Source organism: Pseudomonas sp. PA1(2017) (assembly GCF_001945375.1).
Classification (GTDB): Bacteria; Pseudomonadota; Gammaproteobacteria; order Pseudomonadales; family Pseudomonadaceae; genus Aquipseudomonas.
The window spans coordinates 1,280,263-1,301,929 of the sequence record NZ_MSXU01000009.1; the positions used below are offsets into that span (position 1 = coordinate 1,280,263).

A 21,667-nucleotide genomic window follows, 5' to 3' on the forward strand; every position below is an offset into this window, starting at 1 on the left:
CCCCCTATACAACGATTCCATTCGGCCTCCTGAAGGGGCAATTTGTGTCGTCTGTTATTACCGTGCAGGAGAAGCATCAAAAAGCAAAGGCGGCGAACGGCTGCTCTTGCCTTGTAGTTGCCGCTTCATGCGCATATAAGACTTTGAACAGGCTCTGAAACGGGCTGCGCTGCATCATTGGTCGCGACGTAAATCAGGCGGAATGGGCAGATCCTTCAATGGCGCAGGCCGCTTGCCCTTGCCCGCCTGGTACTGGCGAATCTGGTAGACGTAGGCCAGCACCTGGGCAACGGCGAGGTACAGGCCGGCGGGAATTTCCTGATCGAGTTCGGTGGTGTGGTAGATCGAGCGCGCCAGCGCCGGCGACTCCAGCAGCAGCACATTGTGCTCGGCGGCGATCTCGCGAATCTTCAGCGCGGTGAAGTCGCTGCCCTTGGCCAGCAGCATGGGCGCCTGCCCGGTTTCCGGATCGTATTTCAGGGCCACGGCAAAGTGCGTCGGGTTGGTGATCACCACGTCGGCCTGCGGCACTGCCTGCATCATGCGCCGCTGGGTCATCTCGTGCTGGAGCTGGCGAATACGCTGCTTGACCTCGGGCTTGCCCTCGCTGTCCTTGTATTCGTCCCTGACCTCCTGCTTGGTCATCATCAGCTTCTGCTTGTTATCCCAGAGCTGGAACGGCACATCCACGGCGGCGATGAAAATCAACCCAAGGGACATCCATAGCGCACTCCAGCCGACCACCTGCGCCGAGTGCATGATGGCCGATTCGATCGGCTCGTTGGCGATCGCCAACAAATCGTCGCGATCCATGGACAACACCACCAGCGCCACCAACAGAATGACGATGAACTTCGCCAGGGCCTTGAGCAGCTCGATCAAGGCCTTCATCGAGAACATGCGTTTGAGCCCGGCCAGAGGGTTCATGCGGCTGAACTTGGGTGCCATGGCCTTGGCCGAGAACAGCCAGCCGCCCAGAGCGATCGGCCCGACGATGGACATCACCAGCAGCACGATCAGCAGCGGCAGCAGCGCTTCCAGCGCCAGTTGCCCGGAGGCGGCCAGCCATAGCGCCATGTTGCGCTCATCCATGAGGATCTCGCGCGGCAGGGCGAAGTTGCCGCGCATGATTTCCAGCATGGCATTGCCGATCGAGCCGCCAGTGGCCAGCAGCCCGCCGGTGCCCGCCAGCATGATGGCGAAGGTATTGAGTTCGCGCGAACGCGCAATCTGGCCCTTTTCACGAGATTCCCGGCGGCGTTTCTCCGTGGGTTCCTCGCTCTTGTCGGCACCGCTTTCCGACTCGGCCATCAGCCAGCCCTCGCCAGTTCACGCAACATGATCAGCGCCTCGCTCGCGATAGCCTGATAGTGCGACAGGATGTCAGCCAGAGAAATCCACACGATCACCATGCCCAGCACCAGGGTGAGCGGAAAACCGATGGAGAAGATGTTCAACTGCGGCGCCGCGCGGGTCATCACGCCAAACGCGATATTGACCACCAACAGCGCCGTGACCGCCGGCAACACCAGAATCAGTGCGGCGCCCATCACCCAACCGAGCTTGGTGGCGATTTCCCAGTAATGTTCGATCTGCAGGCCGGAACCCGGCGGCATGGTCACGAAGCTCTCGGCCATCACCTCGAACACCACCAGATGCCCGTTCATGGCCAGGAACAGCAAGGTCACCAGCATGGTGAAATACTGGCCGATCACAGGCACCGAAATGCCGTTGGCCGGGTCGACCATGGAGGCGAACCCCAGGCCCATCTGCATCGCCAGGATCTGCCCGGCGACCACGAAGATGTGGAAGAACAGTTGCAGTACGAAACCGAGCATCACGCCGATGAGGATTTCCTGGGCGATCAGCATGAAGGCCTGCAGGCTGATCGAGTCGACCAGCGGCATCGGTGGCAGGGTGGGCACCAGCACCACGCTGATCGCCAGCGCCAGGTACAGTCGCACCCGTGTTGGCACCAGTTGCGTGCCGATGATCGGCATCACCATCAGCAGCGCGGCGATGCGAAACAACGGCAGCACGAAACTGCTGACCCAGCTGCCGATCTGCGCATCGCTCAGCTCGAACATCGGGCTTAGCCGATCAGCTGCGGAATGTTCATGATCAGGTTCTGCGTGTATTCCATCAGTTGCTGCACCATCCACGGCCCGGCAACGATCAGGGTCAGCAGCATCACCAGCAGGCGCGGCAGAAAGCTCAGGGTCTGTTCGTTGATCTGCGTGGCAGCCTGGAACATCGCCACCAGCAGGCCCACCAATAGGCTGGGCATGACCAGCAGCCCGACCATCAGGGAGATCAGCCAGAGCCCTTCGCGGAACAGATCGACAGCAACTTCAGGGGTCATGTGAGCCTCGCTACAAGGTGCCGAAACTGCTGGCCAGGGTGCCCATGATCAGCGCCCAGCCGTCGATCAGCACGAACAGCATGATCTTGAACGGCAGCGAAATGATCAGCGGCGACAGCATCATCATGCCCATGGCCATGAGAATACTGGCCACCACCATGTCGATGATCAGGAAAGGAATGAAGATCATGAAACCGATCTGGAAGGCGGTCTTGAGCTCCGAGGTCACGAAGGCCGGCACCAGGATGGTCAGCGGCGCCGCTTCCGGGGTGGCGATATCGGTGCGCTTGGACAGGCGCACGAACAGCTCCAGATCGCTTTCACGGGTTTGCGCCAGCATGAAGTTCTTGATCGGCACCTCGGCCCGCTCGATCGCCTGTTGCGCCGGCAACTGCTGATTCAGATAGGGCTGCAGGGCCTCGCGGTTAATCTGGTCAAACACCGGCGCCATGATGAACATGGTCAGGAACAGCGCCAGGCCGATGAGGATCTGGTTGGAGGGCGTCTGCTGCAAGCCCATCGCCTGACGCAGGATAGAGAACACGATGATGATGCGCGTGAAGCTGGTCATCAGCATGAGGAACGCCGGGATGAAACTCAGCGCCGTCATGATCAGCAGGATCTGCAGGCTGACCGAGTATTCCTGCTGGCCCTCGGCGTCGGTGCTCAGAGTGATCGCCGGAATCGACAGCGGATTGCTGCCCTGCTGAATCAGCGGGATGGGTGAAGGCGGCTCCTGAGCGAAGGCCAGCGAGGCTCCTAGCGCGAACACCAGCACAAGCAGAAGTCGCAACATCAGGACTTGTCCTTCTGATCCTTGCCCAGCAGCTCCATGAGGCGCTGGGAGAACTCCGTGGAAGCCGGTTCGGCGTCGGCCAGGTGAACCGGCTCGCCCATCACGTGCAGTGAGTTGATGCGCCCGGGCGTAAGGCCGAGCAGGATCTGCTCGTTGCCGACTTGCACAAGCACCAGCCTATCGCGCGGGCTCAAGGCCTGGGTGGCGACGATCTTGATCACCTTGCCGTTGTTGGGGCCCAGGCGCTGCACGCGGCGCATCATCCACGCCAGCAGGAAGATCAGGCCAATCACCAGCAGCAGGCCAATCACCAACTGGACCAGTTGGCCAGCGACGCCGCCACTGGCGGCAGGCGCCTGGGCAGCTGGTTCGGCGGCGAGGGCGAAGCACGGCAGTGCCAGGAGTGCGAGCAGGAGTCTGTTCATGGCGTCAGCGCAGCTTCTTGATGCGTTCGCTGGGGCTGATCACGTCGGTCAGGCGAATGCCGAACTTCTCGTTGACCACCACCACTTCGCCATGGGCGATCAGGGTGCCGTTGACCAGCACGTCGAGCGGCTCGCCCGCCAGACGATCGAGTTCGATCACCGAACCCTGATTGAGCTGCAGCAGGTTGCGAATGGTGATGTCGGCATTGCCCACTTCCATGGAAATGGACACCGGGATATCGAGGATCACATCGAGGTTCGGCCCTTCCAGGCTGACCGGGTTGCTGGCCTTGGGCATGCTGCCGAACTCTTCCATCGGCGCGCGCGGGGCTGCCGGCTGGCTGGCTGCACTGGCGGCCAGCATCGCATCGATATCGTCCTGCCCGCCTGCGTCGCCGGACTCGGACAGCGCAGCCGCCCACTCATCGGCGAGCGCCTGTTCCTCGGGGCTGGTTTGTTCGTTCTCGTCTGCCATCGTTGGACCTCGGCTGGCGTTTATCGGTTTGGCCGCGCGCCCGGCGCGGCAGATGATTGGGGCTAGCGGTGCTGGCGATCCACGGGGTCGAGCACCTGCAACGACAGGTTGCCCTTGTGCGAGCCGAGCTTGACCTTGAACGACGGCACGCCGTTGGCGCGCAGGATCATGTGCTCGGGCAGTTCGACGGGAATCACGTCACCGGGCTGCATGTGCAGGATGTCGCGCACCTTCAGCTGACGCCGCGCCACGGTGGCGCTCAGCGGCACGCTGACGTCGAGGATGTCTTCGCGCAGGGCCTTGACCCAGCGCTCGTCCTGATCGTCCACGTCGGACTGGAAGCCGGCGTCGAGCATCTCGCGGATCGGTTCGATCATTGCGTAGGGCATGGTCACGTGCAGGTCGCCGCCGCCGCCGTCCAGTTCGATATGGAAGGTCGATACCACGATCACTTCGCTGGGGCTGACGATATTGGCCAGCGCCGGGTTGACCTCCGAGCCCACGTACTCGAAGTTGATGTCCATCACCGCCGCCCAGGCTTCGCGCAGGTCGACGAACGCCTGATCGAGCACCATACGCACCACGCGCAGTTCGGTGGGGGTGAATTCGCGGCCTTCGATCTTGGCGTGGCGGCCATCGCCACCGAAGAAATTGTCGACCAGCTTGAACACCAGCTTGGCATCGAGAATGAACAGCCCGGTGCCGCGCAACGGCTTCATCTTCACCAGGTTGAGGCTGGTGGGCACGTACAGCGAGTGTACGTATTCGCCAAATTTCATGACCTGCACGCCACCGACCGCTACATCGGCCGAGCGGCGCAGCAGGTTGAACATGCTGATGCGGGTGTAGCGCGCGAAACGCTCGTTGATCATTTCCAGCGTGGGCATGCGCCCGCGCACGATGCGATCCTGGCTGGTCAGGTCGTATTGCTTGACGCTACCGGGCTCGACGAATTCCTCGGTTTCCACCAGGCCGTCATCGACGCCGTGCAACAGCGCATCGATCTCGTCCTGGGACAGCAGGTCTTGTACGGCCATCAGTGAACTCCCGCCCTATTGCAACACGAGGTTGGTGAACAGCACCTGCTCGACCGTCACCTTGCCGGTCTCCTTCTCGGCCAGTTGCTGCACGCTGGCGGTCGCCTGCTGGCGCAGCATTTCCTTGCCGACCGGGGTGATCAGAGTGGCGAAGTCCTGGCTGGAGAACAGCATGACCAGGTTGTTGCGCAGCACCGGCATGTGCACCTTGAGCGCGTCCAGGGCAGCCTGGTCGCGGGTCATCAGCGCCACGCTGACCTGCATGTAGCGCGCCCTGCCGTTCTGCGTGAAGTTGACCACGAAGGCCGGCGTCAGCTCTTCATAGATCGCCGGCTGTTTGGTCGGCGCGGCGTTCTCGGCCTGCTCATGCTCGGCTTCCGGCTTGGCGCTGTCCTTGCTCAGAAAGAACCAGGTGCCACCGATCGACGCCCCCACGGCCAGCAACAATGCCAGCACGATCGCGATGATGAGCTTGAGCTTGCCAGGCGGCTTGCTGCCTGCTTCGGCAGCAGCGGCGGGTGGCGCGTTCTTCTTTGCCATGCCAAAAATCCGTCACGGAGCGGAGAACCCTCCGCTTTCAATAGGTTAAGAGCAAGTGTTATGCCAGCTCATAGACGCGGCTGCAATCACCGAGCGCGCCATGGTACGCGAAAGCGTGGTGCCTGACCCGCGGCGTTGAAAGCCAATCACCCCGCGCGACGGATCGAGCGGGGTGATTGGAAGTCTAGAACAGCAAGCGCAAAGCGCAGTCGCTTCAGCACTGCGCGGGCTGCGTCTTGAACGCGGCGTCAGGCGTAATAATCGACCATGCCGCGCCCAGCGCCCTGGGCCGGGTCGCGGATCTCGATACTGCCGATCACCCGCTCCTCGCTTTCGCCACCCGCCCCGCCTTCGTCCGCCATGCGGCTACCGCGGCCACGACCATCACCCTCCTGGCCTTGCCACGCACGCCCCTGGGACTGGTCGGAAACGTTCACGTCAGCCAGGTTCATGCCCTGCTGGGTGAACATCTCGCGCAAACGGTGCACCTGGCCTTCCAGCGCCTCGCGTACGCTTGGGTGCGCGCTGGCGAAGCTGATCTGGGTCTGGTCCTGGTTCAGGCTGATGCGCACATCGAGGCGTCCGAGTTCAGCGGGGTCGAGTTGAATCTCCGCGGACTTGAGGTTCTGGCTGGACATCCACATCACCTTGTCCACGACCCCTTCGCTGAAGCCGGCCTGTTGCATGGCCAGCGGCTGGCCAGGCACCACGGGAACCCGACCAACCTGCGAGGCCTGCTGGCCAATCGCCTGGCTCAGCGCACTGAGCTTGCTGACGAACTGCTCCGGCGCAGTGTCGGCCGAACTCTCCTTGAGCGCCTCGAGCGCTTCGCTACTGAGCTCGAAGGACGGTAGCGGGGTCACGTCGCTCTGCCCACCTTCCATGGTGTCCGCCTTCATGCCCATGGCTGCCATGGCACTGGCGAATGCCTGGCCGCTGCTGGCCGACGACGAGGCGGCGGCGCCACCAGGGGTGGCTGTCGACTGCGCGGCGGCCTTTTCCTGAGCGCCGACGTCGAGCGCCAGCTTCACCGCTGGCTGCTGATTGAGCGCGTCGATTTCCGGGTCGAAGCTCGCTTCGGTCATGCTCGCAGGCGCGGAGCCGATCAGGCTGGTCGAGGCTGCAGCCGCTGCGGCGGCCTCGGGATCGACCTCACCCTCGCCTTCGCCCACCTCGACTTGCGGCTCTGGCTGGAACAGGCCCAGCAGCATCAGTGGGTCAACGGCGCCTTCCTCGAGCGTCGACTCTTCAGGCAAATCCTTGCCGCTATCGGCAACCGCCGGCTCGGCGGCAGCAGCGGATGCCGGATCGCTGGCGCATGCCTGGGGGTCGGCCTTGGCGTCGCGCGCCGCCTTCGCGGCGTCGTCCTGGCGCTCGGCAGCTTTCGCCTGACGCTCCTTGGCGTAGACCTGCGAGAAGCTGGAAGCCTCTTGCTTGCGCGGCTGCGCGGTGCTCTGCGTATTGGTTGCCGGTGCGGCCTTGGGCTTGGCAGCCGGCGCCGGGGTCAGCAACAGATCAGGGGCAACGGGCATGAATGCTCTCCGCTTGAATAATGACGTATGCCCTCTTCAAGCAAGGGACGGGCCAACATTCAAGAAAAGCAGGCTAGCTGGCCGGAAAGCGTTGCCGCTCGGATTTCAGCAGGATACGCACGATGGCGAATTCGCGCTCGATACGCTCGACCAGGGGCGCCGACTCGGCCAGGTCACCACGGCGGGCCAGCTCTTCGAGATCCCGGCAGGAATCGGCCAGCACCTTGGCGCCCATGTTGCTGCAACTGCCCTTGAAGCTGTGCGCCGCGCGGCGCATGGCCTGAGCATCCTGATCGTGCTCGGCGGTTTGCAGCAGGCGCAGACGCTCCTCGGAATCGGTCACGAAGGTATCCAGCAGCACCGGATACTCGTCCTCCATGATGTCCTGCAGCGTGTTCAGTACATCGCGATCCAGATGATTGTCGGACACCCTAGACTCCAGGCCAGCCTCGAACGGCGGTTCGCCGTCGCGTGCGCGGCACGCGAATGCAGGCGGATTATGCCTGCGTGGTCCAGGAAAACTCCACACTGACCCGACGTCCGTCAGGCGACCATTCGCAGCGCTCGCTGAGTTCCTGAATCAGGCCCATACCGCGCCCGCTGAAACCACCGGCGGTACGCTGCCGCGCCATCACGGCAGCAGGATCGAAGCCTGCGCCATTATCTTCGACGGTCAGGGTCAGGCACCCGCCGCTTGCCTGCTGACGCACATCGAACACTACGCTGACGCGGCCGTCCTGCTGGGCATCGAGCCGCTCGGCGCGCAGCCGGTAGTACTCGGCAAAGCCGGCCGCGTCACGCTTGAGCGAGGAATCGAGCGCCAGCACGCCATGCTCGAGCGCATTGGTGTACAGCTCGCACAATACGCTGTAGAGGTTACCGCCATTGCCACGCAGCCCCGGCACTTCGAGCAGCAGTTGCAGCAGGTGCGGCAAGGGGTAGAAATCACGCAGGGTGGCGCCCCGAAAATCATAACGCGCCGACCAATTCTCCGGCCCGGCCTGGGATTCACTCGCCGGCAGTGGCGGCCGGACGACCGCGTCCTCCTCGATCATGGTCACTTCGACCAGGCTGACGTCGTCACGCGCCTCGCCATGAAAGGCCTGCAGGGCCTGCTGAATATCGGCGAACAGCCGCGAAGGCTCGCGGCTGGCATCGAGCACATCGAGCAGGCGCTGCTCGCCGAACAGTTCGTCGCGCTCGTTCTGCGCCTCGAGTACGCCATCGGAAAGCAGGAAGACCCGGTCACCGAGCTCGAGCGAGTAGGACTCGTAATCGTCGCGAAAGCTGTCCGGATCGAGCACGCCCAGCGGCAGGTGGCGCGACACCAGTGGCACCCGCTCGCCGCCCTGGCGCAGCACGTAACCGGCCGGCAAGCCGCCGCCCCAGAAATCGACCATGCGCCTGCGGAAGCTGATGTTCAGCAGCGTGGCACAGCAAAACACGCCGCGCGGCAGGATACGGCGCAGCTTGGCGTTGCCCTCGTGGAGAATCTCCACCAGTGAGTGGCCCTTGCCGGTCATGCGGTAGAAGACTTCCGCCAGCGGCATGGCGCCGATCGCCGCCGGCAGGCCATGGCCGGTGAAGTCGCCGAGCAGTACGTGCATATCGCCGCTGGGGTGGAAGGCGGCCAGCAACAGGTCGCCATTGAACAGCGCGTACGGCGATTGCAGGTAACGCACGTTGCCGGAGCCCAGGCAACCGGAGTGGGCCACCTTGTCGAAAACCGCCTTGGCGACCAGCTGTTCGTTCTGCAGGTGCTCGTTGTGCCGGGCGATCTGGTCGCGCTGGCGCAGCACTTCCTGATGCAAGCGTCGCAAGCGGTCCATGGCGTTGATCTTGGCTTCGAGAATCACCCGGCTATAGGGCTTGGCGAGAAAGTCGTCGCCGCCTGCCTCCAGGCAGCTGACCAATGCCTCATCCTCGCTCAGGGAAGTCAGGAAGATGATCGGCACCATGGTTTCACCGGCCATGGCCTTGATGCGCCTGGCGGCCTCGAAACCGTCCATCACCGGCATCAGCGCGTCCATCAGCACCAACTGCGGGCGCTGCGATTCGAACAGCGCCACCGCCTCCAGGCCATTGGCGGCAGCGAGCACCCGGTGCCCCTGGCGACCGACGATGGTCGACAGCAGCATGCGGTCGGTGGCGCTGTCCTCGGCGATCAGGACGGTGAGGGATGAGGCGTTCATCGCGCCTCAGTCGATCTGGAAAAGCTGTTCGAAATTGGAGATGGAAAGAATCTTGCGCACGTCGGCGTTGCAGTTGAGCAAGCGGATCTGCGCACGGTCGCCACCGGCATGGTCACGCAACAGCAGCAACATGCCGAGCGCCGAGCTGTCCAGGTAGGTGGTTCCCTTGAGGTCGACGGTGTAGCGCTTGGGGCGGATATCGACGCGCTCGTAGGCACGGCGAAACTCCTGGTGGGCGCCAAAATCGAAGCGCCCTTGAATGGTGATGGTCAACTCTTGCCCGTCTTCCGAGGGCAGCGAGGTGATGGGCATGAAACACTCCTTGATATCCGGGATACCCGCAGCCCGCTAAGGCGAGCCGACATGGCCGGAGCTGCCCGTTGAGCAGCCGATACCTTGTTGACCCGTGTGGTGACGCGGTGTCTCACCTGTTTTTCCTGGCCCTGCCCAACGCGCACTCCGACGCACTGAATTCCGGCTTAAGAAGATTTAGCACTAGCCCGCGTCAGCGGCAACCATCAATCCATCGATTCGCGTCGCGGTAGGCGTTGGGACAGCTCATCGAGCAGCTTTTGCTCGCGTTTGTCCTCGGCCAGGCGCGCTTCGTCCAGATAGCGCTGCACCAGCTTGCGCAGCCCTTCCAACCGGGCGTAACGCTGTTGCCAGACCTCACGAACCTTGTCCAGGTTATTGCGGTGCCAGTTGACCGCCTGCTGCTGCTGGGCAATCGCCACATCGAGCTGCGACAAAAAGCGCTGGTAGTTCATCAGCCACTGGCCGGACACCCCGCGCTGGCCCTCGCTGATCCATTGCTGCTGGTAGCCCTGCAGGTACTTTTCCAGATCCGCGAGCTTGTTCTGCGCCTGCCCGAGCAAACCCTGGGCACGACCGAGCTGCAGGGCAGCCTCGCGCTCGGCCTTTTCAGCCATGTCGACCACCGGCGCCAGGCGCGCCGCTCGGCTGTTGGCCACGGGTTAGGACGCCGTCGCGGGATTCAGCACCGCGGCGAGCAACTCGCGGCTGCTGTCCAGGCTCTCGCTTTCGCCCAGGGCCTGGCGCAAGTAGCGCACCATGACGGGCTGGCGGGCGATGGCCAGGTCGGTGTCCGCATCGCCACCCGGTACGTAGGCGCCGACGCTGATCAGGTCGCGGCTCTGCTGGTAGCGCGACCACAGCTGCTTGAAGCGCTGGGCGTTACGCATATGCTCGGGGCTGACCACCTGGGGCATCACCCGGCTGATCGAAGCTTCGATATCGATGGCCGGGTAGTGGCCTTCTTCTGCCAGGCGCCGGGACAGTACGAAGTGACCATCGAGTACCCCGCGCGCGGCGTCGGCGATGGGATCCTGCTGATCATCGCCCTCCGACAGCACGGTATAGAAAGCGGTGATCGAACCACCGCCCGCCTCGGCATTGCCAGCCCGCTCGACCAGGCGCGGCAACTTGGCGAACACCGAAGGTGGATAACCCTTGGTGGCTGGCGGCTCGCCAATGGCCAGGGCGATTTCCCGCTGGGCCTGGGCGAAGCGGGTCAGCGAATCCATCAGCAGCAGAACGTTCTTGCCCTTGTCACGGAAGTATTCGGCGATGCGCGTGCAGTACATGGCCGCGCGCAGGCGCATCAACGGCGCATCATCGGCTGGCGAGGCGACAACCACCGAACGTTTGATGCCCTCCTCGCCGAGAATCTCGTCGATGAATTCCTTCACCTCGCGGCCCCGCTCGCCGATCAGGCCGACCACGATGATCTCGGCCTCGGTGAAGCGGGTCATCATGCCCAGCAATACCGATTTACCCACCCCGGTACCGGCGAACAGGCCCAGGCGCTGGCCGCGGCCGACGGTGAGCAGGCCGTTGATGCTGCGGATGCCGACGTCCAGTGGTTCGCTGATCGGATGGCGCTTGAGCGGGTTGATGGTCGGGCCGTCCATAGGCACCCAATCCTCGGCCTTCATGCCGCCCTTGCCGTCCAGGGCGCGTCCGGCGCCGTCGAGCACCCGGCCGAGCATCGACATGCCCATCGGCAGACGTCCGGTATCCGGCAGCGGCACCACACGGGCGCCCGGCGCGATACCGGCCAGGCTGCCGACCGGCATCAGGTAGATCTTGCCGGAGGAAAAGCCCATTACTTCCGCCTCGACCTGCACCGGGTGGTAACTGTCATCGTTGATCACCAGGCAGCGGCTACCCAGCGCGGCGCGCAGGCCTTCGGCCTCCAGGGTGAGGCCGACCATGCGCAACAGGCGCCCTTCGACGATGGGCTGAGTCGGCAGTTTGACGGCCTCGCCGTAACCGTCCATGCGGCGAGCGAAGCTCAGGCGCTCAAGGCGCATCGCTGGCATCCAGGTCGATGACCATATCGGCAGCGCGCGGCGTGGTGGCGTGCTCGCGCTGCTGCTCGAACAGTTGCTTGAGCGCCTGGCTCAGGCGGGTTTCCACGCTGGCGTCGATACGGCTGTGCTCGCTTTCCACCCGGCAACCGCCGGGCAGCAGCGAGTCGTCCTCGAGAATCCGCCAGTTTTCCTCGTGGCGGTCGCGCAATACCTTGACCAGCTCGAAGTCCTGGGGATTGAGGTGAATGCGAATGTTCTCGGCGCCCATCGGCAGCAGCTTGAGGGCCTCGCGCAGTACCTGGCGAATCTGGCTGGAGTCACCGCTCAGCTCGCGCTGGATGACTTCACGGGCGATCTGCCCGACCAGGGTCACCAGGGCGACTTCCAACTGCTGATCCTGCTCGGCGATCGGCTCGAACAGATGGCGCATGACCTGCTCCAGCGCCTGCACTCGCCCGGCCAGAGCGGCATCCGCCTCCTGCTTGGCCTTGAGCTGGCCGGCGCGAAAGCCATCCTTCTCGCCGGTGGCGAAGCCCTCGTTGTAAGCATCCTGGCGGATGGCCTCGAGTTCGTCGAGCGTCAAGGGTTTGACATCCTCGAGCGCCACTTCCTCACTTTCCTGAGGCGGCGGCGGTGGCACCTCGGCCACCACGGCCTCCGGGGCCGGCACGTCCTGCTGGGCGTCGTCATGCTCGTCGAAGCTGGGCAGCGACCAGCGATCGACGCTGCCCAGATCCTTGGCGCGAATCAGTTCACTGACTGGTTCCTTGCCCGCCATGGGTTACACCATCTCCTCGCCGCCCTTGCCGCCAAGCACGATCTCGCCGGCCTCGGCCATGCGCCGGGCGATGGTGAGGATTTCCTTCTGCGCCGCTTCCACGTCGCTGACCCGTACCGGCCCCTTGGCTTCCAGGTCGTCACGCAGCAGTTCGGCGGCACGTTTGGACATGTTCTTGAAGACCTTTTCCTTGATCGCCTCGTCCGCGCCCTTGAGGGCGAGCACCAGTACATCGGAGGAAACCTCGCGCAGCAGCGCCTGGATGCCGCGGTCGTCGACATCGGCCAGGTTGTCGAAGACGAACATCAGATCCTCGATCTGCGACGACAGGTCCTCGTCGATCTCGCGGATCGAATCCATCAGCGGCCCTTCGACCGAGCTGTCGAGGTAGTTCATGATGTCCGCGGCACGCTTCACGCCGCCCATGGTGGCGCGGGTAGTGTTGGAACTGCCGGAGAACTGCTTCTCCAGGATCAGGTTCAACTCCTTGAGCGCAGCGGGCTGCACGGTGTTAAGGGACGACACGCGCAGGACGATATCCAGACGCACCTTGTGGTCGAAGTGCCCGAGCACCTCGCCGGCCTGGTCAGGGTCCAGATAGGCGACCACGATGGCCTGGATCTGCGGGTGCTCGTAACGAATCACGTCGGCGACCGCCCGCGGCTCCATCCACTTCAGGCTGTCCAGGCCACTGGTGCTGCCACCGAGCAGGATGCGGTCGATCAGGTTGCCGGCCTTGTCCTCGCCGAGTGCCTGGGTGAGCATCTTGCGGATGTAGCCGTCGGCGCCCACGCCAAGGCTGGTCTGGTCGCCGACGGTTTCGACGAACTCGCCCATCACCTGCTCGACCTGCTCGCGATGGATGTTGCGCATGGCCGCCATCGCCACGCCCACGCGCTGGACTTCCTTGGGCCCGAGATGGCGAAGCACCTGAGCCGCATCGGTCTCGCCGAGCGACAGCAGCAGGATGGCGGCCTTCTCGACCTTGCTCATCTTGGCGGGGGTGCGGTTCTCATTCATCGGCATTGATCCAGTCTTTGACTACCTGGGCGACGCGGCCCGGATCTTCGGCGACCAAACTCTTGATCGCGTTCAGTTGTGCATCATACCCCTCGCTCGGGCTCGGCAACATAATGCTTTGCGGCCCGCCCAGGCTTACCCGATCGGAGGCCAGCCCGTCCATGCCGCCCATCTCGCCGAGGTCGACGTCGCCATCGCGGCCGCCGCCGGCCAGGGCCAGTTCCTTGCCTTTGCCGCCACCGGTGATGTTGTTGAGCACCGGGCGCAGTACGAACCACACCAGCAGGAAGATCAGCAGTGCCGGGAACAGCGACTTGAGGCCGCCCATGGCCATCAGGAACAGCTCGCTCTGGTACCACGGCACTTCGATCACTTCCGCGGTTTCGCTGCTGAACGGCGTATTGATCACGCTGACGCTGTCGCCACGGCTGGCGTCGAAACCGACCGAGTCCTGCACCAGGCGAGTGAAGCGCGCCAGATCGTCGCTGGTCCACGGCACACGGGTGGCTTCACCGGTAGCCGGGTCGACACGCATCTGGTCATCTACCACCACGGCGACGGAAAGCCGGCGCAGGCGACCCTGCTGCTGCTTGGTGTAGCTGACCGAACGATCGAGCTCGAAGTTGCGGGTCGACTGGTCACGCTTGTCGGCCGGGTACGGCGCCAGCATCGGCTGACCGGTGGCCGGATCCATGATCTGCTGGCCATTGGCGTCGACCAGCGGCTGGCCGGGGGCGATCGGGCCGCCAGGTGCGGCGGCGCCACCGGCCTGCTGCGGCGCGGCAGCCGGGCCTGGCGGTTGATTGCTCAGCGCACCTGGTACGCCCTGGGGACCACTGCCGCTGCTGCGCTGTTCGTTGACCTGCTGCTCGCTGCGCAGGGCTGGCTGATCCGGGTTGAAGGTTTCCGAAGTCGATTCGACGGCGCTGAAATCCACGTCGGCGGATACTTCGGCCTTGTAACGACCGACGCCCAGCACTGGCTGCAGGATGTTGTGCACGCGCTGGGTGAACAGGCTCTCCATGCGGCGGCTGTAGTCGAACTGCTTGCCCGCCATGCTCAGCTCGGACATTTCCTGCTGATCGGACAGCAGATTGCCCTTCTGGTCGACCACGGTGACCTGGCCCTTGTCCATCTCCGGCACGCTGCTGGCCACCAGGTTGACGATGGCCATCACCTGGCTCGGCTCCAGGCTGCGGCCGGCGTACAGCTCCACCAGCACCGAAGCGCTGGGCTTGCGCTCGTCACGCACGAACACCGAACTCTTCGGGATCGCCAGGTGAACGCGAGCGGCCTTGACGTTGTTCAGGCTCGACACGGTGCGCGCCAGTTCGCCCTCGAGGCCACGGCGGTAGCGGGTGGCTTCCATGAACTGGCTGGTGCCCAGGCCCTGCTCCTTGTCGAGGATCTCGAAACCGATGCTGGTATCGGTCGGCGCCACGCCGGCGGACGCCAGGCGAATGCGCGCCTGGGCCAGGTCCGAGGACTTGACCAGCAATGCGCCGGAGTTCGGCTCGACGGTGTAATCGATATTCGCGGCAGTCAGGGTTTCCATCACGCTACGCGCATCCATGCCTTCGAGGCTGCCGTACAGCGGCTTGTAATCGGGCTGCTGCGACCACAGCACCACGGCGAAGCCGATAGCCACGCTGGCAGCGAGGCCAACCAGCAGGCCGGCCTGACGCAGCAGCGGCATGTCGGAAAGGTTTTCCAGGAAGGTCAGCCCGAGCAGCGGCTTCTTCGGCGCGTTGTCGGCGGCGGTGGCAGGTACGTTTGCGGCGAGAGCGTCGGCCATGATCGAAATCTACCCCTTAAACCGGCATCTGCATGATGTCTTGATACGCCTGAACCAGCTTGTTGCGCACTTGGGTCATGGCCTGGAACGAAACACTGGATTTCTGCGAAGCGATCATCACGTCGGTCAGGTCGACGCCGCTCTGGCCCATCTCGAAGGCCGTGGCCAATTGGCCAGCGGCCTGCTGGGTTTCGCTGACCTTGTTCACCGCCTGGCCGAGCATGTCCGAGAAGCTCGGCGCGCCGACTTCCTGAGCCTGGGGCGCAGCCGGTTTGCGCGCCATGGCCTCGGCCTGCATCGAGCGCATTTCCAGCATTAGACGATTGAACGCGACACCCTGACTCATGACATTTCCTCCACCTGACCGCGGTTTTTTGACGCCGCGAGTGCTTTGCTGGAGGTATTTGCAACAAGGGTGCCAACTACCAGAAGCGCCAGGAATCCGTTGCCAGCCAAGGGCTTGAAGCAGAAAACAGGCCAGCCTCGATGGGCCTGGTGACAGAAAAAACCATCGCCCATAAAAAAGCCGCGCCCTTCAGGAAAGGCGCGGCAGGGATGGAAGGCTTACTGGCTGACAGTCAGCTTGTCGCGGTTGCGTTCGAGCAAGGCTTCACCGATGCCCTTGACTTCGAGCAACTCGTCCACCGAAGCGAACTCGCCGTGGGTATCGCGGTAGGCGACGATCGCCTGCGCCTTCACCGCGCCAACGCCGCTGAGCTCGCGCTGCAGGGTCTCGGCATCGGCGGTATTGAGGTTGATGGAACCGAGTTCGGCCACCTGTTGAGCCGCAGGCTCGGTAGCCGGCGCTTTCGCCGCCTCGTTGGCAATGGCCAGCATTGACGCACTGGCAACCACAGAAAACAGCAAGGCTTGCAAGGTAGTTTTCAGCATGATTAACGTCCTGTGTGGGGTCCATTCGAGTAAAGCGACGCGGGTGTAGCGCACGACGCAGGATGAAAATAGTCAGCCTGCACGCCTCGTCAAAACGGCCTTTGTAACTACGTTTTCTGCGTCTATCTAAAGCCCTTGCTCGCCGCTAAGATGCGCGTCTCCATTTCCATGCGTGTTCGACCATGCCCGCCACCGCCCGCTTTCCCCTGCTCCCGTATCTCTGCGCCTGCATCGTCGGTTTTCTTGCGCTTGGCAGCCTCTGGCAAACCATCGGCAAGCCGGTCGTGCTGGCCGACGCTGCAACGCCGACCCACAAGCTGCAATGCGCGTCCTACACGCCGTTCGGCAAGGACCAGTCGCCGTTCAATCTGCCCCTGCAGATCCACCCGGAGCAGATGGATACCGACCTGGCGCTGCTGGCCGAGCGCTTTCAATGCATCCGTACCTACTCGGTCACCGGCCTGGAAAAGCTGCCTGAGCTGGCCCGCAAACATGGCCTGAAGCTGATCACTGGCGCCTGGGTGAGCCGCAACCCCCATGACACGGACATCGAGATCCAGGGCCTGATCAAACTGGCCAAGGAAAACCCGGATGTGGTCGAGGCGGTCATCGTTGGTAACGAAGCACTGCTGCGCAAGGAAGTGACGGGTGGGCAGCTGGTCGAGCTGATCAACCGGGTCAAGGCCGAAATCAGCCAGCCCGTTACCTACGCGGACGTCTGGGAATTCTGGCTGAAACACCCGGAAGTCGCCCCAGCCGTGGACTTCATCACCATCCACCTGCTGCCGTACTGGGAAGACAACCCGGCCGGCATCGACGCGGCCCTGCACGAAGTGACCGAAGTGCGCGAGCTGTTCGGCAAGCAGTTCGCGCCGAAAGACATCATGATCGGCGAGACCGGCTGGCCCAGCGAAGGCCGTCAGCGCGAGACCGCCGTGCCCAGCCGCGTCAACCAGGCCACCTTCATCCGCGGCTTCGTCGCTCTGGCCGAACAGCACGGCTGGCGCTACAACCTGATCGAAGCCTTCGACCAGCCCTGGAAGCGCGTGAGCGAAGGTGCAGTGGGCGGTTTCTGGGGCTTGTACGACGCTGATCGCCAGGACAAGTCGATCCTCGCCGGCCCGGTTTCCAACCTGCCGCACTGGCCGCTGTGGCTGGCCATCAGTGCGGGCGTTCTGGCTTTCGGCCTGCTGGTCGGCGGTCGTCCGAGCTCGACGCGCAACGCCGTGCTGCTGCCGCTGCTGGCCGCCCTGGGGGCTGGCTGCATTGGCCTGTGGGCGGAGCTGGCCTGGGTCACCAGCCGCTACGTGGGCGAATGGCTGTGGGCAGCCGCCCTGCTCGCCCTCAACCTGCTGGTGCTGGCCCATGCCACGCTGGCGCTGTCCGCGGCCCAAGGCTGGCGTGCCCAGGCCTTCGGCTGGCTGGAACGTCGTGCCGGTTGGTGGCTGGCGGCAGCCGGCTTCGCCGGTGCGGTGATGATGCTGGCGATGGTCACCGATGCGCGCTACCGCAGCTTCCCGAGTGCCGCGCTGCTGTTGCCGGCACTGGTGTACCTGCTGCGCCCGGTGACGGCGCCGCGTCGGGAAATCGCCCTGTTGGCGGTATTGATCGCTGCCGGCATCGTGCCGCAACTCTACGAGGAAACCCTGGACAACCTGCAGGCCATCGGCTGGGCCATTACCAGCGCGCTGCTGGCGGCCGCCCTGTGGCGCAGCCTGCGCCACTCGAAGGTTCGATAAAACCGCAGTGGCGCTGCGCTTGCCGCGCAGCGCCAGAAGTTTAGCGGGCGGTTACCGCCGGGGCGCGCACCAGGCGCAGCAGCGCCAGCACCACAGCGAATACCGCCAGGCTGGCGGTGTACAGCGCCAGCGCCGGCAAGCCGAGCAGCAGCCCTGGGACCGCCAGGCGCCAGCCCCAGACGCCAGGCAGGACGAATGCCAGCAGCGCACAGCCCAGCGCGGCCCAGGCGATGACCCGCAGGTGAATCATCCAGCCCAGGGTGGCGCGCACCTGGCAAGCCAGGATGCCCGGATCTTCGACGCAGCGGCCGACCCACTGGTCGCCCTCCATGAGCAGGTAGCGCAACGCATAACTGGCGATCACGCAGGCGAGCGCTGCGATCACCAAGGCGACGATGGGTAAACGACGAGGCATGCTGCACTCCAGAGGGTTTGAAAACGGCGCTCAGCATAATCGCCCGGCAGGCGGATGCAAGCGGCAAATCTTTGCTGATCGAATACGGCGCAGAGGCCCGTGGACAAGGGCGTTGGCGGTCTGACCGCGCTCTGGTATACCCCACATGCGGCATGGCAGAATTTCCCATGGCACTTTGATACAACGGCGGTTGTCCTAGTCATCGCGGCTGATGCCGAAAGCACCGGCTTGCCGGCCCACCTCTGAAAAGAATGTTCTCTTCCAAAGGGATCTTGTATGTCTTTCATTCCCCGTCTTGCAGCTCTGCTCGGCACCCTGCTGCTCAGCACCCACCTGTGGGCCGTCGATGTCGATGCGCAAACCTACGGCTATCCGCTGACCAACCCGTTCGAAGCCACGATCGCCACCACGCCGCCTGATCTGCGCCCGGAGCTGCCCGAAGACGCTGACATCAAGCAGGGTGACTACCAGGTTCGCCTGCGCCCGGAGCGGGAATTCCAGCTGCCCGACAACTTCTGGGCGGTGACCAAGATGAGTTACCGGCTGGCCGAGCAGAATGGGCCGGCGCCGCTGATCTTCATCATCGCCGGTACCGGTGCCCACTACTCGAGCAGCACGCCCGAGTACCTGAAGAAACTCTTCTATGGGGCCGGCTACCACGTCGTGCAGCTTTCGTCGCCGACCAGCTACGACTTCATGACCTCCGCCTCGCGCTTCGCCACGCCGGGCATCAGCCGTGACGATGCCGAAGACATGTACCGCGCCATGCAGGCCGTGCGCGCCCAGCATCCACGCCTACAGGTCACCGACTATTACCTGACCGGTTACAGCCTCGGCGCCCTGCACGCCGCCTTCGTCAGCCAGTTGGACGAGACCCGCCGCAGCTTCAACTTCAAGCGCGTGCTGATGCTCAACCCGCCGGTCAACCTGTACACCTCGATCACCAACCTCGACCGCCTGGTACAGACCCAGGTCAAGGGCATCACCAACCGCACGACGTTCTATGAGCTGGTGCTGGCCAAACTGACTCGCTACTTCCAGCAGAAGGGTTACGTGGACATCAACGACGCCCTGCTCTACGACTTCCAGCAGTCCAAGGAACACCTGACCAACGAACAGTTGGCCATGCTGATCGGCACCTCGTTCCGTTTCTCGGCCGCCGACATCACCTTCACCTCGGACCTGATCAACCGCCGCGGCCTGATCACGCCTGTCGACTACCCGATCGGCGAAGGCACCAGCCTCACGCCGTTCTTCCGCCGTGCGCTGCAGTGCGACTTCGATTGCTACATGACCGAGCAGCTGATTCCCATGTGGCGCGCCCGCTATGGCGGCGGCAGCATCAACCAGCTGATCAACGAGGTCAGCCTGTACGGCATCGAGGATTACCTGAAGAACAGCCCGAAAATCGCGGTGATGCACAACGCCGACGACGTGATTCTCGGCCCTGGCGACCTGGGCTTCCTGCGCCGCACCCTGGGCGATCGCCTGACCGTGTATCCGTACGGCGGCCACTGCGGCAACCTCAATTACCGCGTCAACAGCAACGACATGTTGGAGTTCTTCCGTGGCTAAGTCCTTCCCTACTCTCGCATTGTTCGCTGCCGTATTGAGTTGCGGCACCGCCTCAGCGCAAACCACCACCCCCGTCGATGACGATGGCTTCAAGCAGCCGCTCAGGGAGCTCAAGTTCAACCCGGGCCTGAACCAGCGCGAGTTCGAGCGTTCGACCCTGTCGGCCTTGGAGATCCACGACCCGCTGGAATCCTGGAACCGCCGCGTCTATCACTTCAACTACCGCTTCGATCAGTGGGTGTTCCTGCCCGTGGTCGACGGTTACCGCTACGTCACCCCAGGCTTCGTGCAAAAAGGCGTGACCAACTTCTTCGGCAACCTGGGCGACATACCCAACCTGATCAACAGCGCCCTGCAGCTCAAGGGTGAACGCGCCCTGAACACCACTGCCCGCCTGTTGTTCAATACCACGTTGGGCGTGGCCGGCTTGTGGGATCCAGCCACACTGATGGGCCTGCCCAAGCACCGCGAAGACTTCGGCCAGACCCTGGGCTTCTATGGCTCACCTGCCGGCCCGTACCTGATGCTGCCAATCTTCGGCCCGTCCAACCTGCGTGATACAACGGGCCTGGTCGTGGACTTCGGCGTAGCCCAGGAAATCAACTACCTCAACGTTGCCGAGATCAGCAGCAGCCACCCGGAAGTCACCGTGCTCAGAGGCATCGATCAGCGCTCGACCACCAGCTTCCGCTACGGCCAGTTGAACTCGCCATTCGAGTACGAGAAGCTGCGCTTCTTCTATACCGAGTCGCGCAAGCTGCAGATCGCGGAGTGACACCGTTCGGGCGGCGGCGCCCATGGCGCCGCTCGCCACATCGACTTTATCGATAGATGAGTTGATCTTTTCCCAACCATCTGGCGGCCGGGCTGGCCTACCATGGGCTCATCGCTTTTTACCGGAGTCTGCCAGATGAACCAGCTACGTCGCGTACTCGCCGTGCAACCAGGCCAGCCTGCCTCCGATGGTGCTGGCGTACGCCTGAACCGGGTGATCGGTGGCGCCGGCATCGAACGTTTCGATCCGTTCCTGATGCTCGACGAATTCAGCACCGCCAATGCCGACGACTACATCGCCGGCTTCCCGCCCCACCCACACCGTGGCTTCGAGACCATCACCTATATGCTCGAAGGCCGCATGCGCCACGAGGATCACCTCGGCAACGTAGGCCTGCTGCAAGGCGGTGACGTGCAGTGGATGACGGCGGCAAGGGGCATCATTCACAGCGAAATGCCCGAACAGGAACGGGGCGCCATGCGCGGTTTCCAGCTCTGGCTCAACCTGCCGGGCCGCGACAAGATGGCCGATCCGGCCTATCGCGACATTCCCAACGCACAGATTCCACGCCTGCACACCGATCAGGGCGTCGAAGTCGTGGCCATCGCTGGCGCTTTCGTCGAGGGCGAGCACCGCCAGATCGGCGCCGTGCAGCGCCCCCACACCGAGCCACATATTCTCGACCTGCGCCTGCCCGCCAACAGCAGTGTGCGCCCGGAACTTCCCGCAGGCCACCGTGCCCTGCTCTACGTCTATGCGGGCGAGGCACACATTCAGGAGAGCCATGAGGTACAAGCCGGCCGCCTTGTGCGCCTGGACGACCACGGCGAGCTGTCGATCAGCAGTGCTAGCGGCGCCAGCGTGTTGCTGATCGCAGGCAAACCGTTGGGTGAGCCGATCGTGCAGTACGGCCCATTCGTGATGAACAGCCGGGAAGAGATCGAGCAAGCCCTGCGCGACTTCCGTGACGGCAGCTTCGCCTGAGCG

The 21,667-nt window shown here is 63.7% G+C and carries 24 protein-coding genes; 4 read left to right on the top strand and 20 right to left on the bottom strand.

The window, feature by feature from the left end; all coding sequences use genetic code 11:
- Window positions 1–174 precede the first annotated feature (174 nt).
- The 19 genes from flhB to BVH01_RS12860 all read right to left on the bottom strand — a co-directional run bounded on the left by flhB (window position 175) and on the right by BVH01_RS12860 (window position 16,176).
- Window positions 175–1,311 carry a flagellar biosynthesis protein FlhB gene (flhB, locus tag BVH01_RS12770; protein ID WP_075930655.1) on the bottom strand — a complete coding sequence of 379 codons (1,137 nt, stop codon included), beginning with the start codon at window positions 1,309–1,311 and terminating at the stop codon, window positions 175–177.
- Window positions 1,311–2,087: a flagellar biosynthetic protein FliR gene (gene fliR / locus BVH01_RS12775; protein WP_075930656.1), complete on the bottom strand. Its 777-nt coding sequence runs from the start codon at window positions 2,085–2,087 to the stop codon at window positions 1,311–1,313. The genes flhB and fliR overlap by 1 nt, the downstream gene beginning before the upstream one ends.
- Before the next feature lie 5 nt (window positions 2,088–2,092).
- Entirely contained in the window at window positions 2,093–2,362 is a 270-nt protein-coding gene (fliQ, locus tag BVH01_RS12780) for a flagellar biosynthesis protein FliQ (RefSeq protein WP_013791040.1), read from the bottom strand.
- 10 nt (window positions 2,363–2,372) lie between these two features.
- Window positions 2,373–3,158 carry a flagellar type III secretion system pore protein FliP gene (fliP, locus tag BVH01_RS12785; protein ID WP_075930657.1) on the bottom strand — a complete coding sequence of 262 codons (786 nt, stop codon included), beginning with the start codon at window positions 3,156–3,158 and terminating at the stop codon, window positions 2,373–2,375.
- Window positions 3,158–3,583: a flagellar biosynthetic protein FliO gene (gene fliO / locus BVH01_RS12790; protein ID WP_075930658.1), complete on the bottom strand. Its 426-nt coding sequence runs from the start codon at window positions 3,581–3,583 to the stop codon at window positions 3,158–3,160. Before fliO ends, fliP begins: the two co-directional genes overlap by 1 nt.
- 4 nt (window positions 3,584–3,587) lie before the next feature.
- Window positions 3,588–4,058 carry a flagellar motor switch protein FliN gene (gene fliN / locus BVH01_RS12795; protein WP_070886352.1) on the bottom strand — a complete coding sequence of 157 codons (471 nt, stop codon included), beginning with the start codon at window positions 4,056–4,058 and terminating at the stop codon, window positions 3,588–3,590.
- A gap of 62 nt (window positions 4,059–4,120) precedes the next feature.
- Window positions 4,121–5,095 (bottom strand): flagellar motor switch protein FliM, encoded by a 975-nt coding sequence (gene fliM, locus BVH01_RS12800; protein ID WP_075930659.1) that lies wholly within the window; start codon window positions 5,093–5,095, stop codon window positions 4,121–4,123.
- 15 nt (window positions 5,096–5,110) lie between these two features.
- On the bottom strand, window positions 5,111–5,635 hold the full coding sequence (fliL, locus tag BVH01_RS12805; protein ID WP_075930660.1) for a flagellar basal body-associated protein FliL: 525 nt from the start codon (window positions 5,633–5,635) through the stop codon (window positions 5,111–5,113).
- A 248-nt stretch (window positions 5,636–5,883) separates the two neighbouring features.
- Complete coding sequence (locus tag BVH01_RS12810) at window positions 5,884–7,167, bottom strand: flagellar hook-length control protein FliK (RefSeq protein ID WP_075930661.1); 1,284 nt, start codon at window positions 7,165–7,167, stop codon at window positions 5,884–5,886.
- 73 nt (window positions 7,168–7,240) lie between these two features.
- The gene (locus BVH01_RS12815; RefSeq protein WP_075930662.1) at window positions 7,241–7,597 is read right to left on the bottom strand and encodes an Hpt domain-containing protein; all 357 of its coding nucleotides are present in this window, start codon (window positions 7,595–7,597) and stop codon (window positions 7,241–7,243) included.
- 67 nt (window positions 7,598–7,664) lie between these two features.
- Entirely contained in the window at window positions 7,665–9,359 is a 1,695-nt protein-coding gene (locus BVH01_RS12820; protein ID WP_075930663.1) for a fused response regulator/phosphatase, read from the bottom strand.
- Window positions 9,360–9,365: 6 nt separating this feature from the next.
- Complete coding sequence (locus tag BVH01_RS12825) at window positions 9,366–9,671, bottom strand: STAS domain-containing protein (protein ID WP_013791031.1); 306 nt, start codon at window positions 9,669–9,671, stop codon at window positions 9,366–9,368.
- A 206-nt stretch (window positions 9,672–9,877) separates the two neighbouring features.
- Window positions 9,878–10,330, bottom strand: coding sequence for a flagellar export protein FliJ (fliJ, locus tag BVH01_RS12830; protein ID WP_075930664.1), 453 nt, complete (start codon window positions 10,328–10,330; stop codon window positions 9,878–9,880).
- Between the two features lie 3 nt (window positions 10,331–10,333).
- The gene (gene fliI, locus BVH01_RS12835) at window positions 10,334–11,692 is read right to left on the bottom strand and encodes a flagellar protein export ATPase FliI (protein WP_075930665.1); all 1,359 of its coding nucleotides are present in this window, start codon (window positions 11,690–11,692) and stop codon (window positions 10,334–10,336) included.
- Window positions 11,682–12,470: a flagellar assembly protein FliH gene (gene fliH, locus BVH01_RS12840; RefSeq protein ID WP_075930666.1), complete on the bottom strand. Its 789-nt coding sequence runs from the start codon at window positions 12,468–12,470 to the stop codon at window positions 11,682–11,684. Before fliH ends, fliI begins: the two co-directional genes overlap by 11 nt.
- A 3-nt stretch (window positions 12,471–12,473) precedes the next feature.
- Complete coding sequence (gene fliG / locus BVH01_RS12845; RefSeq protein WP_075930667.1) at window positions 12,474–13,490, bottom strand: flagellar motor switch protein FliG; 1,017 nt, start codon at window positions 13,488–13,490, stop codon at window positions 12,474–12,476.
- Window positions 13,483–15,285, bottom strand: a complete 1,803-nt coding sequence (fliF, locus tag BVH01_RS12850; protein ID WP_075930668.1) for a flagellar basal-body MS-ring/collar protein FliF — start codon at window positions 15,283–15,285, stop codon at window positions 13,483–13,485. The genes fliG and fliF overlap by 8 nt, the downstream gene beginning before the upstream one ends.
- 16 nt (window positions 15,286–15,301) lie before the next feature.
- Window positions 15,302–15,631 carry a flagellar hook-basal body complex protein FliE gene (fliE, locus tag BVH01_RS12855; protein WP_027905070.1) on the bottom strand — a complete coding sequence of 110 codons (330 nt, stop codon included), beginning with the start codon at window positions 15,629–15,631 and terminating at the stop codon, window positions 15,302–15,304.
- Window positions 15,632–15,849: 218 nt separating this feature from the next.
- The gene (locus BVH01_RS12860) at window positions 15,850–16,176 is read right to left on the bottom strand and encodes a helix-hairpin-helix domain-containing protein (protein ID WP_075930669.1); all 327 of its coding nucleotides are present in this window, start codon (window positions 16,174–16,176) and stop codon (window positions 15,850–15,852) included.
- Window positions 16,177–16,358: 182 nt separating this feature from the next.
- Between BVH01_RS12860 and BVH01_RS12865 the strand changes: the two genes are divergently transcribed.
- The gene (locus tag BVH01_RS12865) at window positions 16,359–17,915 is read left to right on the top strand and encodes a beta (1-6) glucans synthase (protein ID WP_075930670.1); all 1,557 of its coding nucleotides are present in this window, start codon (window positions 16,359–16,361) and stop codon (window positions 17,913–17,915) included.
- Window positions 17,916–17,955: 40 nt separating this feature from the next.
- Here the strand turns inward: BVH01_RS12865 and BVH01_RS12870 are convergent, their stop codons facing one another.
- The gene (locus BVH01_RS12870) at window positions 17,956–18,330 is read right to left on the bottom strand and encodes a hypothetical protein (protein ID WP_075930671.1); all 375 of its coding nucleotides are present in this window, start codon (window positions 18,328–18,330) and stop codon (window positions 17,956–17,958) included.
- A 276-nt stretch (window positions 18,331–18,606) separates the two neighbouring features.
- Here BVH01_RS12870 and BVH01_RS12875 point away from each other — a divergent pair, with 276 nt between their 5' ends.
- The 3 genes from BVH01_RS12875 (at window position 18,607) to BVH01_RS12885 (ending at window position 21,664) form a co-directional block, all read left to right on the top strand.
- Complete coding sequence (locus tag BVH01_RS12875; RefSeq protein WP_075930672.1) at window positions 18,607–19,905, top strand: serine/threonine protein kinase; 1,299 nt, start codon at window positions 18,607–18,609, stop codon at window positions 19,903–19,905.
- The gene (locus BVH01_RS12880; protein ID WP_075930673.1) at window positions 19,898–20,680 is read left to right on the top strand and encodes a VacJ family lipoprotein; all 783 of its coding nucleotides are present in this window, start codon (window positions 19,898–19,900) and stop codon (window positions 20,678–20,680) included. The genes BVH01_RS12875 and BVH01_RS12880 overlap by 8 nt, the downstream gene beginning before the upstream one ends.
- Window positions 20,681–20,815: 135 nt before the next feature.
- Complete coding sequence (locus tag BVH01_RS12885; protein ID WP_075930674.1) at window positions 20,816–21,664, top strand: pirin family protein; 849 nt, start codon at window positions 20,816–20,818, stop codon at window positions 21,662–21,664.
- The last annotated feature ends 3 nt before the right edge of the window (window positions 21,665–21,667 follow it).